A 12648-nucleotide genomic window follows, 5' to 3' on the forward strand; every position below is an offset into this window, starting at 1 on the left:
GGTCTTTTTTTATTGTTTGAACGCCTGTAACACTTGTTCCTTCAACGGTTGGAAGCTCATCCCTAAGTTCCCGTGGTACATAAAATGCTTCGAGCATAGCACCGTCCCGATTCCACCGTCACGGTATGTAAATGGAATCGGGCCTTTTGCAATCCAGTCGCAGAGTCGAAGGTTTCGATTGAAAGTCTGACGTGGAACCATGTGCTCCTCTTCAAGCAAATCGAGCAGTTCGCCGAGTGCCTGTTTGCTATGGACAATAATTACTTTCGGTCGATAGGTGAATAACAATTCTCGGAACACTCGATTCCCATACTGAATCAAGTCAGGATTTACGCTAAGCAAATCTTTCGCTCGTCTCGTCGGATAGGCGTTCATATTCGTCTCAATCACTTCAACTTCTCCATTCGCCCTCAGCTCTAAATCTTCGACAAATTTATTCAAGCCGATCCGCGTGCGTGATAAGTCCGTCTTCCCTTGCGAACGGCGAATCATCTTCACGCGCTCCAAAAACTGCTCTCGATGACAAAATGTATCGATATACTCTTCAGCACTTGCAAAGTCGTCCTTATGCATCGGCGTCGCTGGATTGATGCCAACGATGAAGACGTTGCCTTTTGAACTCGGGGATTTACTGACGAACGGTCGGAAATAGTAGGGATGGGGCGCACGTTCGACCCAACTTTTTAACACTTCAACTGAACACATGCCCCGGTCTCCTCTCAATCAGTCTGTAAAGTCACATCTTCAGCTAATCCTGTATTGTTAATCTTGTTGTACTGGTCATAAGCTTCCGTCACTTCGTTCAAGTCTTCTGGATCAATCAAAAATGTTTGAGTCCCTTTCTCAATCAGCAAAAGCGGCTGCCCTTTGAACTTTACTTCATCCAAGATCTCGGATGCGTCTCGAACGATCACTGTCTCCGTTGTTGGCGTAAGGCACCGGACTTCTGTATGATCTAGCCACTCCAATATTTCTGTGACTTCCGACTCGACATCAAACAATATGGCGACCAAAACATAATGATCCCCTTGTTTCATCAGGACAGCATAGCAATCACCCATTTGGACGCATTCCGTCTTCGCCGTCTCCATATAGTCTTCGTAATGAGGGAGGACACAATACTCGTAACTGTCCGGATATTTTCGCAGGTGTTCGAGATAAGCACCATACTTTTTTCTTTCCCACTGTGTAAGCTTGATTTTATCCATCCTCTACCTCCTACATGATGGTATTCACCTTTTATTTATAACCAATATATGGTTTTTAATGTTGCAATTCAAAAGAAAAAGCGAGAATATTTTCGCATTCTCGCTTCAACCGATTCAATTGTGCACGACACCCTTTTCTTTCAAGCCGAGCGCCATTGCCGTCGATTCGTGGATCGTCTTGAACAGCTCAGGATGGTCTGAGAGCGAGACGCCGTACGATGGCACCATCGCCTTGATCTTCGGCTCCCATTCCGGCAACTGCTCAGGGAAGCACTGCTCGAGCACTTTCAACATGACGTGGACGGCAGTCGACGCACCGGGTGACGCACCGAGGAGCGCCGCGACCGAACCGTCTTCCGCACTGACGACTTCTGTCCCGAATTGGAGCGTGCCTTTGCCTGCTGGCGTGTCTTTGATGACTTGCACACGCTGACCAGCGGCGACGATTTCCCAATCCTCGTTTTTCGCGGTCGGGATGAACTCACGGAGCTCGTCCATCCGCTTGTCGTGCGACAAGAGCACTTGCTCGATCAAATATTTCGTGAGCGGCATCTCTTTCGCCCCGGCCGCAAGCATCGTCACGACGTTGTACGGTTTGACCGATTGGATGAGGTCGAGGTTCGAGCCTGTCTTCAAGAACTTCGGCGTAAAGCCGGCGAACGGTCCGAACAAGAGCTCTTTCCGTCCATCGATGTAACGTGTATCAAGATGCGGCACCGACATCGGCGGCGCGCCGACTTTCGCCTTGCCGTATACTTTGGCGTGGTGCTGCTCGATGACGTCACGGTTTTTACAGACGAGGAACAACCCGCTCACCGGGAATCCGCCGATATGCTTCGACTCCGGGATACCCGTCTTTTGCAACAACGGCAAGCTGCCGCCACCGCCGCCGATAAAGAGGAACGGCGCCGTATGCGTCTCGATCGTATTCGCCTCGATGTCCTTCACTTTCACTTCCCATAGCCCGTCTGGCAACCGTGTCACGTCCTCGACGCTATGCTTGTAGTTGACCTCGACATCATGATTCGTCAAATGGTCAAACAGCACCCGCGTCAGCGCGCCAAAGTTGACGTCCGTCCCTGAGTCAATTTTCGTCGCGGCAATCGGCTCATCGATCGTGCGACCTTCCATGACGATCGGCATCCATTCGCGCAACTGCTCCGGATCGTCCGATAAGACCATACCATCGAACAACGGATTATTTGTTAGCGCTTCCAAACGTTTCTTCAAGAAGCTGATATCTTTCTCCCCTTGGACCATGCTCATATGTGGGATCGAGCGGATAAAGTCTTCCGGTTGTTGGATCAATCCTTTGTTCACCAGATGCGCCCAAAACTGGCGCGAGATTTGGAACTGCTCGTTGACGTTAATCGCTTTTGAGATGTCGAGCGTGCCGTCCGAATTCTCGGTCGTATAGTTCAACTCGCAGAGGGCGGCATGCCCCGTTCCTGCGTTATTCCACTCGTTCGAGCTCTCTTCCCCTGCGCTTGCGAGCTTCTCGAACACTTTGACTTCCCACTCCGGTACGAGCTCTTTAAAGAGCGACCCGAGCGTCGCGCTCATAATTCCCGCACCAATCAAAATGACGTCTGTTCTCTTTTGGACACTGCTCATGAAAACCCCATCCTTCTCCCCTGGATTTGTGTATGAAACGATTCAGTAAATCCCCATTCGCCGATCGTTTCTTTGTAATCGTTATACTGATTATAACGCTTTTGTGATGAAAGATAAGGGTTAAGTAGTGAAAATAGAGATGAAACTTTTAAGAAGAATTCGGCTCATTAATCGTGAAGGGAGAAAATTACCATGAGGCGAGGCGTCAGTTTTAAAATACCGAACAACTACGGGACTTATTTATTAGAAATACTGAAACCAATCGAATTGAGCCGTTACATGTGGTTCATTCTCGGTGAAGAATCTTACACGGTAAGGGATGACGAGTTAAGTGAGCTGTTATTCCATGAACCGACTGTGATGGATGGAGAAGCGTTTGGCGATTTAATCAGCCAAGACCAACACTATCTCATCTTTTTGAATCTAAAAGCTTTTCCAGCTGGACCGGTGACGGATGTCGAAACGTATGAGGCATTCCTCGACAGCCCTTGCGAATTTGCCCTATTGATTGTCGACAGCACGTTCGTCGACATCTATTGTAAAAATCAACGAATGATTGAATCATTTTATGACCATGCGCTCTCATGTGAATTCAAAGAAGTCGCCTACCTGACCGATGCCAACGATATGAGAACAACATTAACAATTTGGTAAAATACGCTCACCCAAAATGATCAAGGAGAATCCACTATGCCAACCATCTACCTCGTCCGTCACTGTTCGGCCACCGGTCAAGAGCCGGACGCTCCGCTCACGGAAGCCGGTCAAATCCAGGCGATCGCCTTGCGCGATTTTTTCGAAGACGTCCCGATCGAGCGCATCATCTCGAGCGATTACACTCGGGCCGTCGCTTCAATCACACCTGTCGCTAACGAGCGGAACTTAACGATTGAACAGGAACCGAAGCTTCGTGAGCGCATCCTCTCGCTCGAACCGCGGGCTGATTGGTTCGACCTACTCCGCCACTCGTTCGACGACCCTTCGTTCAAGTTACCCGAAGCTGAGTCGGGCCTAGACGCAACTGCTCGGATTTTGGACGTCGTCACTCAAATAAACGGTCCGACGATTCTCGTGACACACGGCAATCTGCTCGCGCTCTTGTTACAACATGTGGATAACCAGTTTGATTTCGAGACGTGGCGGAATCTTAGTAATCCGGACGTCTATCAGTTGGAAATTGTGGATAACTTTTTTTCAGTCAAACGCGTCTGGTCGGACCCTGCCTGTGGATAACGTTATCCACAGAAAAAGCCGTCTCATCACGAGACGGCTTCACTGCTTCACTTTTCCACAAAGAACATCGAGATCGCACCTAGACCGACGTGAGTCCCGACCGAGACACCCATCTGCATCAGATAAATCTCACCTTCGAAGTCCGATTCGGCTTGGATTTTCACTTTCAAGTTCTCAGCGATTTTCTGGTCCGATGTATAACCGATGATGATGAAGTTTGTGACGTCTTTGTCGTAGCGTTTAATGAACTCGTCCGTGTAGTGCTTGAGCACTTTCCGAGTTCCGCGTTCTTTGGCGACGATGGCACCTTTCCCGTTCTTCATGCTCATGATCGGCTTGACCATCAACAGCTTGCCGATGATCGCGCTCGCGTTCGAGATACGGCCACTCTTGATCAAATGATCCAAGTCGTCGACCGACAAGAAGTGTTTCACTTTCATCTTATACGCCTCATTGAAGTCGACGAGTTCCTCGAACGTCGCACCCGCTTCACGCATCTGTGCGCTCTTCATAAGTAACCAACCGCTGCCGTGGCTCATCGAACGGGAATCGACGATATGAATCTTCACCGTCGAATCCGGATGCGCCTCTTCAAAATATTCTTTGCCGAGCACGGCCGATTGATACGAACCACTCGTCCCACTCGACATGCAGATACATAAAATTTCGTGATGGCCGGCCGTGACGGCATCTTCCATCAGCTTCAAAAACGTCGCCGGGCTCGGCATCGCCGTCGTCGGAAATTCCGGTAGCGCTTCCAACATTCCGTAAAACTCATCGGGCTGAATATCGACGCGGTCTTCATACGACTTATTGTTCATCGTGATGATGAGCGGAGCTACACCGATATCATATTTTGCTAAAATGTCGTCTGATAAATCGCAAGTTGAGTCGGCTAGTAATTTAATCATAGTATCCTCCAAATTGTCTCCTAAGGTGACGGGAATCGTCCTAGTTCACTACGCCGATTAAGACGTCAAGACAGGACACCTTTAGTGTACCAAATATAGAGGGTTTGATGTTTTTTTACTAGGCTCAATGTGCGACTTATTCATGTTTTTGAATCGATGTGCGAATTCGGGTCGTATACACTACAGGATTCACTATTCCTCACATGCAAAACAGCATATAATGCTAACACTAAGCTTGTAGCCGTAAGGAGAAGACATGATGCAAAAACGACTTTCTTGGAAGCAGCTGAAATGGTTGGTTCCATTCCTATTGATTGGCCTGATTCTTTATCAGAGCGGGCAAGAACTACAAAACTTATCGCTCGCAGCCGCCTTCTCGGCGTTAGAAAAACTGACAGGATTCGAACAATCCAGCTTGATCCTTCTTGGCTTGCTCGCTGTCCTGACGATGACCGGATACGACTACTTTTTACTCCGCTCATTGAACGTTCATATCCCGTTCCACAAGTTGCTTCGTGCGGCTTGGATCACCAACTCGATGAACGGCATGCTCGGGTTCGGCGGCGTCATCGGCATCGCACTCAGGACCTCGCTGTATCGTCCGTACACGGATACATTGCGACTGCTCCGGGCTATCGGTTGGATGACACCGACGCTGATCAGCGGACTGTCTCTACTGTCGATCGGGGTCCTCTCCGGCCTATTTCCGGCCACAACGCTGATATCGACGAAGCAGTGGATTTGGCCCATATTGCTGGCAACGCTAGCCGTCTTGCCACTTTACATCTATATGACCCGCAAACGATCGAACTTGAGCTGGTCGACGTTACTCGGCTACATCGCCACATCATTCGCGGAATGGGTGACAGCAGGACTCGTCGCCTTGTACGCCTTGTATCTCCTCGGCGGGGACGCCCCGGTTGCTAGTATGCTGGGCGTATTCATCGTCGCCACAATCGTCGGGGTCGTTTCACTCGTCCCAGGCGGAGCCGGCTCGTTTGATCTATTGTATTTGGTCGGGATGACGCAGCTCGGCATCGATCAAGAGATTGTCTTGTCATCCTTGATCGTCTATCGGTTCGTCTACTTCATCGTCCCGTTCATGGTTGGTTTGTTTTTAGCAGCGATCGCCTTCGGGGACCAGGTCGTCAAACAAATCGAATACAAACCGATAATCGGCTCATCGTATGAAATCGGGACGGTCGTCTGGCGCACCGTTTTGCGGACACTCGCCAAGACCGGTCGGCTCGCCGGCAGTCTGATCGCTTTGATGACGAGTCTCGTCCTCTGGTTTCAAACGCTGCTCCCGAGTGTGGCCCCGCTTTATGTGACAGCTCCTTGGATGCAATGGGTCGGGACGCTTTGTCTGTTCGTTGCCGGACTCCTGACGTTAGTGAGCACCTACGGCATGTATATCCGCACGAAACGGGTGCTGTGGATCACGGCTGTGTCGTTCTTCTTCGCGACGCTTGGTATATTCGCACGCGGGTTCAATTTGTTCGAAGCGTTGGTCGTGGTCGGATTTGCCTTGTTCGTTTGGCTGACCCGAAACCAGCACACGCGGTATCGCTCGATCCTGACCATCAGCCGCTTCTTCCGAAACGTGTTGTATGTCAGTCTATATGTCGGGACACATGCGATTTTGCTCCAGTCATTCAGTCAAAGCGACACGATTTTCTTTGAACCGGATCAAGCCGCCCTGTTAAGCGTGAGCGCTGTCATGATATCAGGCCTGCTATTGAGTGTCCTGTTTGTCTTGTTTAACCGTCTGAAACGTCCCCGTCTTGGTGAGGCGTTCGAACCGGTGCGCTTTGAACGGTTCCAGACGACGCATGCGACATCACACACGTTTGATTTGGCTTACATGAATGACAAGCGCGTCTATTATGGCCCTGATGACAACGCCTGCCTGTTGTTCGCGTTATCTGGTAATCACGCAATCGTTTTAGGAGACATACAAGGTGAGACGAGTGCCGCCTCCGAGCTGTTGATTCAGTTCATTGAGGCGACCGACCATCTCGGCTATGTCCCGTTGTTTTATCAAGCCACACCGAACTGGATGCCGCGTCTGCATGACGCTGGCTTCACGTTTTTCAAGCTCGGCGAAGAGGCGACAATCAATGTCGATACGTTCTCACTGACAGGTAAAAAGCGCGCGAACATGCGCTCCCTAAACAACCAGTTCATAAAAAAAGGCTTTACCGTGGACGTGATCACGCGACCGAACGAGGCGATCATCACCTCGTTAAAAGATATTTCCGAAGAATGGATCGGCAATCGCAGTGAGAAAGGCTTCTCGCTCGGATTTTTCAACGAGCAGTCCCTATCCCATTATCCGACGGCGCTGCTGAAGGATGTCGATGGGCAAATTGTCGCCTTCATCACGCTGCTCCGCGGGCATGGTACCGTATCGATTGACTTGATGCGCTCGTGTTGTGACGCTCCGCCCGGCTCAATCGAAGTACTGATTCTTCACGTAATCGAGTGGGCGAGAGAGAATGGGTATGCCGATGTCGGGCTCGGAGTCGCCCCACTCGCATCGGTCGGTGAGCATACGTTCGCTTACTGGCCCGAGCGGATCGCGGCGGACATCTTCGAGAACATCAGCTACATTTATCCGTTCAGTGGGTTAAGGCAATTTAAGAACAAGTTCAAACCGACGTGGGAAGGCCGCTACTTGGCATTCCGGCAACGACGGACGCTCCTGCCTTCCTTGTTGCGCACGGCACGGCTGATCAGTCGAAAAAACGTTCAATGACACGCGAAAGGAGCGCCTCGAAAATGTCGAGACGCTCCTTGTTTACATTATTTCGTTGTCACACTGACATTATCAATCGTCACATCGTGCGCACCGAGCGGTGAACCGTCCGTGCGTCCGAGCAAGAATTTCAATCCTGTCATATCGGTTTGTCCCATCGTGAGCTCAAACTCATACGTTTTCGTCTCAGGTCCAACTTGAACGATTTGGCTCAAGTAACGCGTATACGCCGCGTTCTCGACCGTCACTTCCATGTTGCGCGCGACTGTCGAAGAAGCATCGAAACGGACGACGTACGTCTGTCCCTGGTGCAGTTCAAGACCGCCTTGCTCAAGCAAGACGCTCCAAGGTTCCTGTCCTTCTTGCCCGATCGAGATTTGAGCGGCTTCGTTCACCGATTCAACCGCGGCTTGCGCATCGAAGTGCACGTAAGAGCCCCAATGTGTCAACCCGTCCGTGAACGATCCGTTCTTCAGCGGAGACGGGTCGATCGCGATCGGTGTCACATCGAACAGTTTGACGTCGTCAAGCTCAATTGAGCCTTTCGCCGAACCGAGTACGAACTGGAGCTGGCTCAACAGGTCCGTCGCTTGTCCCATCGTGAACGGGATCTCGATCGTTTCAAACTCGCGCGTCAACGCGACGTCTTGAAGCGGGAGATACGCGTTGCCGTCCGCTCCATTCAAACCGACTTGAAGTGCTTTGATGCGTTCCGCTCTCGCTTTAAAGCGCAACACGTAGTCATGACCTTCCGTCAGTTGAATCCCGTTTTGGACGAGCATTGCCGGTTCGCCCTTTTTCGGGTTCGTCACGAACTTGAAGTGACGCAACTTCTCGTCAACTGTAGCCGTCCCTTTCGTTGCGCCCGGGTCGAACTGCCAGTATGTCAAGCGGTCCATCGCGCCTTGGTCAAACGTTCCGTTGTAGACCAAGTTCCCGTCGCCGAGCGCTGGTTTCGTCGCGTTCGGGTCAAGTGCTGCACGTTCGGCTTGTTCGACACGGACGTTCCCGATTTGAACGCCTGACGTGCTAAGTCCCATGTTGAACTCGAGACGCGCCGCGAGATCCGTGTCTTCCGTCATATCAAACGTCATCGAATATGTCTGTACGTCTGTCGTCAAATCGAATGAACCTTCATCCGAGTATTTCGCGTAACCGCGGTCTGGTCCGCCGCCGATTTTCACGGCGATCGAGCGGGCCGAATCGGCGCTCGCATCGAACGTCACTTTATAGTGTCCGCCTTTACCGAGCGAGACGTTTTGAATCAATTGGTGCGAATACGGCTGACTGCCGGCTTGAGTGATTGATACATCAGCAAAGCGTGAGCCTGCTTGTTCGATGACATCAACCGTCCCGACGCCGCCAAAGTCTGGCAAGGCCACATAGTTCCAGTACGTCGGGTTGAGCGCTTGCGAACCGTTCGTCACGGTCGTGATCGGCTCCGTGTAATCTTGGTCGTAGACGAGGTTTCCGTCTTCAGACGGTTGTTTCGCTCCGTCCGGCAATACGATTTCTTCGTCCGTATAGACTGGTTCGACTGCTTCACGGTAATCGCGGTTTTTCAAATCGAAGACACGAACGTAATCGACTTCCATCTCGGCCGGGAACGGTGTCGTCGCATCGACATCCCCGTCAAACCAACCGCCGACGGCCAAGTTCATCACGAGGTAGAAGTTTTGGTCAAACGGCGCTGGGTAGCTGTACTTCGTCGCCTGGTTCAACCCTTTCGAGTACCAGTCGTTTTGCGTCTGATAGAGCTCTCCATCAACGTACCAGCGCAACTCGCCAGGCTCCCACTCGACGGCATATGTATGCCATTGATTGATGCCGTCACCTTCTTCAAAGTGATAATCTTTGCCTGTATATTTGTTGTTCGGCCAGTTCTCGCCATAGTGAATCGTCCCAGCGACTTTGTCAGGCTGGCTGCCCCATGATTCCATGATGTCGATTTCGCCAGACGATGCCCAGGCACCGTACCGGTCTTGTTCCGGCAACATCCAAAACGCCGGCCACAAGCCTTTCCCTGTCGGTAGTTTTGCCCGCATCTCATAGCGACCGTATGTTTTACTGAACTTGCCTTTCGTCGTCAGCTTCGCCGACGTAAAGTCATACGTCCCGAGTTCATCCATCGTTTGTTCCCGTTTGGCGCGGATGACGAGCTTGCCGTCTTTTACGAAAGCGTTTTCGTTTTTGTCCGTATAAAATTGCTTCTCATTGTTTCCCCAACCCGGTGCGACCGGATTGCCGTCGTTATCTTTCAACCAGTTCCCCGTATCGAAATTCCATTTTGCCTGGTCGATCTCTTTCTTGCTGAACTCATCCGCCCAGACTAGCTTCCATTTCGTATTGTCTTTTTTCTCTGGCTTTTCGGCATATGCGCCTTGTGCGGCTGACAAGACAAGTCCGGTACCGAGAGCAAGTGCTACCCATTTCTTCATCAAAATTCCTCCTTTGACATAAATGAAGGCAGACACACTCCAGTCGTACCTGCCTCTCCTCTAACAACGCACGAACATTGAAAGCGTTTTCCGAAAGCGCTTTCGTTATGTCTATTATAATTTTTTCGCCTACCTAGATTCAACCATTTTCTTGAAGTGAAATGAAAATGACACATAAAAAACACCAACCCATAATCAGGTCGATGCTTAGGTTTTCCTCACTGTCCAATCTGAAAATGTGACTGAAAATCCTGAATGTATTCGATCGACGTCTTGAGCCAATGGTCGTCATTCACATACAACAAAATGCCAGCCTGTTCGTATGTATGGCTCGGCTTCATCTCTACAGTCGCGCGACACGTGAACTGTTCGGTCGACACATCCGTCAACAGGACGTGCGCCGTCATCCGGTTGAAACCGTAGTGGGTATTGCGCCAAAAATCGGTGTCCGCTTCTGTCTCGAAGGTAAGTCTCTCCCGTACATTTATTGCTTTCGGCTCATTGATCCACGTGTACTGCTGCCACATGATTGATTCCTCCCCATTGGCCTCGCATCGCGAACAAAAGTGGAATCATCGGTTCGTGGTACGGGATGAATTCTCCTGATCGGATCATGTCGAGGATGGTCGCCTCATCCGCCCACTGCACCGCCTGCACTTCTGATTCTTGAAGCGTCAACTTATTCAAATCGACATCCATTTCGACAAGATAGATGTCGTCGAACCCTTCGTCAAAGTTGATCGTCAAATGTGGTCGCGTATCTTTTAAGTCTAGTGTCAGACCGATCTCTTCTTCAAGCTCGCGCATCGCCGCCTGTTGACTCGTATCGCCGACCGTGGCACTGCCGCCGACCGTGATGTCCCACATGTTTGACCAGCCGTCTTTGAACGTCTGGCGCTGTTGAATCAACATCTGTCCTTGCTTGTTAAAGATACAGACGTGGATGACAAGATGGTAATCGCCATTCTCGAGACGATTGCCCCGCTGCCACGTCCGCCCTGTCTTTTCTCGGTCAACGTTATAGACGTCCCAAAACTCCATCGTTCAATCTCCTTTATGTGGCCGCACTCGCTGCCGCTTGATCTGATTTCACACAATCGATGGCAACGACGATTGAGATGAGCATGTCCTCCATCGTCTCGTCGATCACTTGAATCTCATACGTGTCGCCCCATGACAACCATTTCTTCTGGACGCTGCCGATGACTTGCCCGTTCTGTGTCACCTCGAAGTCCATATCCCACCAGTCGCCATCGATTTCAATCCCTGCTGCGTCAATCGTATAACGCGGTTTGAAGAAGGTGAACTCTTTTGAGATCGTCATCGTCTCTTCGCCCTCGACGTCGACGTAAAACTTCGGTAAGAAACTGAACGTCTTTTTCGTAATGGTCGTGATCTCGCGCCCATCCTTGTCCGAGATGGTGAACGACTTCGGCAGCTTCATAAAGCTCCCTTCGACGAAATACATATCGTTTTCATCCGCGTCCTTGATCGTGAACCGTCCGCGCAAGCTGAAGACTTTCTGTTTCATGTAAAGCGTGTTCATTATCATCCCTCCATTTTTTACGTGTTATTCTCTATACGGCTCTTTACCCGATTATGGTTCGTTTTTTATGATTGAATAAATGTTCAGGCTTATACTCGAGAGCGTATAATGAAATGAGGAGGTGAGAGTATGATTTCTGAAAAAGTAAGACAAACGATCATTGAAACGCTTCAACGTGAAACAGACGCGGATTTCATCTTGTTGTTCGGGTCATTCGCCAAAGGAACAGATCGTGAGGATAGTGATGTCGATTTAGCATACTTCGGTCAGAAGCGACTCTCACCATATAATCGCTTTGCCTTGGCGAGCGAATTAGCGCTTCTATGCGGGCGAGACGTCGACTTGATCGATATCCGTGAAGTCGACACCGTCTTTGCCATGCAAATTTTCTCAGAGGGCGTTCCATTATCGATTCAAGATCAGAACGAATTTACGCGACAACAGATGAAAGCCTTTCGGATGTATGCCGAATTGAACGAACAACGAGACATCGTCTTGAAAGAAATCAAAGCTAGAGGAAGTGTATTCGATGAATGATGTTGTGTTGAACAAAGTGACGACAATCGAGCGCTGTCTTCAGCGAATCCATGACGTGTATGACGATAATCCAGATCACCTAAACGATTTCACGAAGCAAGACAGTATCATTCTCAACATCCAACGCGCCTGTGAAGCGAGTATCGATATCGCGATGTACCTAGTCAGTCAAAAGAAGTTGGGCGTACCCAAAGCGAGCCGGGACGGGTTCATCATGCTCGAGGAAGCAGGTATCATTGATAATGCCTTAGCGAAGACGCTCATGAACATGGTCGGATTCCGTAATATCGCCGTCCACGACTACCAAGCACTCCAACTCGAAATTCTTGAAGCGATTCTCGAAAAGCACATCGATGATTTTAAAACGTTCACAAAAATTATCCTGCAACTGGATGTGTGACAA

Annotated in this window: 13 protein-coding genes; 5 read left to right on the plus strand and 8 right to left on the minus strand. The window is 50.2% G+C overall.

Annotation, left to right across the window (positions count from 1 at the left end):
* Positions 1–9: 9 nt before the first annotated feature.
* The 3 genes from EVJ24_RS10825 to mqo all read right to left on the minus strand — a co-directional run bounded on the left by EVJ24_RS10825 (position 10) and on the right by mqo (position 2822).
* Positions 10–705, minus strand: coding sequence for a hypothetical protein (locus tag EVJ24_RS10825; protein WP_131441320.1), 696 nt, complete (start codon positions 703–705; stop codon positions 10–12).
* Between the two features lie 14 nt (positions 706–719).
* On the minus strand, positions 720–1208 hold the full coding sequence (locus EVJ24_RS10830; RefSeq protein WP_131441321.1) for a hypothetical protein: 489 nt from the start codon (positions 1206–1208) through the stop codon (positions 720–722).
* Between the two features lie 114 nt (positions 1209–1322).
* Positions 1323–2822, minus strand: coding sequence for a malate dehydrogenase (quinone) (gene mqo, locus EVJ24_RS10835; RefSeq protein WP_131441322.1), 1500 nt, complete (start codon positions 2820–2822; stop codon positions 1323–1325).
* Positions 2823–3014: 192 nt separating this feature from the next.
* On the opposite strand from mqo, the gene EVJ24_RS10840 reads away from it, so the two are divergent.
* Together EVJ24_RS10840 and EVJ24_RS10845 are read left to right on the plus strand one after the other, a co-directional pair.
* The gene (locus EVJ24_RS10840; protein ID WP_131441323.1) at positions 3015–3476 is read left to right on the plus strand and encodes a DUF2691 family protein; all 462 of its coding nucleotides are present in this window, start codon (positions 3015–3017) and stop codon (positions 3474–3476) included.
* A gap of 36 nt (positions 3477–3512) precedes the next feature.
* Entirely contained in the window at positions 3513–4055 is a 543-nt protein-coding gene (locus EVJ24_RS10845) for a histidine phosphatase family protein (protein WP_070327998.1), read from the plus strand.
* Between the two features lie 47 nt (positions 4056–4102).
* Here EVJ24_RS10845 and EVJ24_RS10850 read toward each other — a convergent pair whose 3' ends face one another.
* A complete protein-coding gene (locus EVJ24_RS10850) occupies positions 4103–4966 on the minus strand; it encodes a DegV family protein (RefSeq protein ID WP_070327997.1) in 864 nt (287 codons plus the stop codon).
* Positions 4967–5225: 259 nt separating this feature from the next.
* On the opposite strand from EVJ24_RS10850, the gene mprF reads away from it, so the two are divergent.
* Positions 5226–7724, plus strand: a complete 2499-nt coding sequence (gene mprF, locus EVJ24_RS10855) for a bifunctional lysylphosphatidylglycerol flippase/synthetase MprF (protein WP_236633789.1) — start codon at positions 5226–5228, stop codon at positions 7722–7724.
* 47 nt (positions 7725–7771) lie between these two features.
* Here the strand turns inward: mprF and EVJ24_RS10860 are convergent, their stop codons facing one another.
* The 4 genes from EVJ24_RS10860 to EVJ24_RS10875 form a co-directional block, all read right to left on the minus strand.
* Complete coding sequence (locus EVJ24_RS10860; protein WP_201740372.1) at positions 7772–10162, minus strand: carbohydrate binding domain-containing protein; 2391 nt, start codon at positions 10160–10162, stop codon at positions 7772–7774.
* A 218-nt stretch (positions 10163–10380) separates the two neighbouring features.
* Positions 10381–10689: a DUF1349 domain-containing protein gene (locus EVJ24_RS10865; RefSeq protein WP_131441326.1), complete on the minus strand. Its 309-nt coding sequence runs from the start codon at positions 10687–10689 to the stop codon at positions 10381–10383.
* On the minus strand, positions 10661–11203 hold the full coding sequence (locus EVJ24_RS10870) for an NUDIX hydrolase (protein ID WP_131441327.1): 543 nt from the start codon (positions 11201–11203) through the stop codon (positions 10661–10663). Before EVJ24_RS10870 ends, EVJ24_RS10865 begins: the two co-directional genes overlap by 29 nt.
* 13 nt (positions 11204–11216) lie before the next feature.
* Positions 11217–11708 carry an LURP-one-related/scramblase family protein gene (locus EVJ24_RS10875; protein ID WP_131441328.1) on the minus strand — a complete coding sequence of 164 codons (492 nt, stop codon included), beginning with the start codon at positions 11706–11708 and terminating at the stop codon, positions 11217–11219.
* A 129-nt stretch (positions 11709–11837) separates the two neighbouring features.
* Between EVJ24_RS10875 and mntA the strand changes: the two genes are divergently transcribed.
* Positions 11838–12245 (plus strand): type VII toxin-antitoxin system MntA family adenylyltransferase antitoxin, encoded by a 408-nt coding sequence (mntA, locus tag EVJ24_RS10880; protein WP_131441329.1) that lies wholly within the window; start codon positions 11838–11840, stop codon positions 12243–12245.
* A complete protein-coding gene (gene hepT, locus EVJ24_RS10885; protein WP_131441330.1) occupies positions 12238–12645 on the plus strand; it encodes a type VII toxin-antitoxin system HepT family RNase toxin in 408 nt (135 codons plus the stop codon). Before mntA ends, hepT begins: the two co-directional genes overlap by 8 nt.
* The last annotated feature ends 3 nt before the right edge of the window (positions 12646–12648 follow it).

Origin of the sequence: Exiguobacterium sp. SH1S21, assembly GCF_004337175.1 — a bacterium.
Classification (GTDB): Bacteria; Bacillota; Bacilli; order Exiguobacteriales; family Exiguobacteriaceae; genus Exiguobacterium; species Exiguobacterium aurantiacum_A.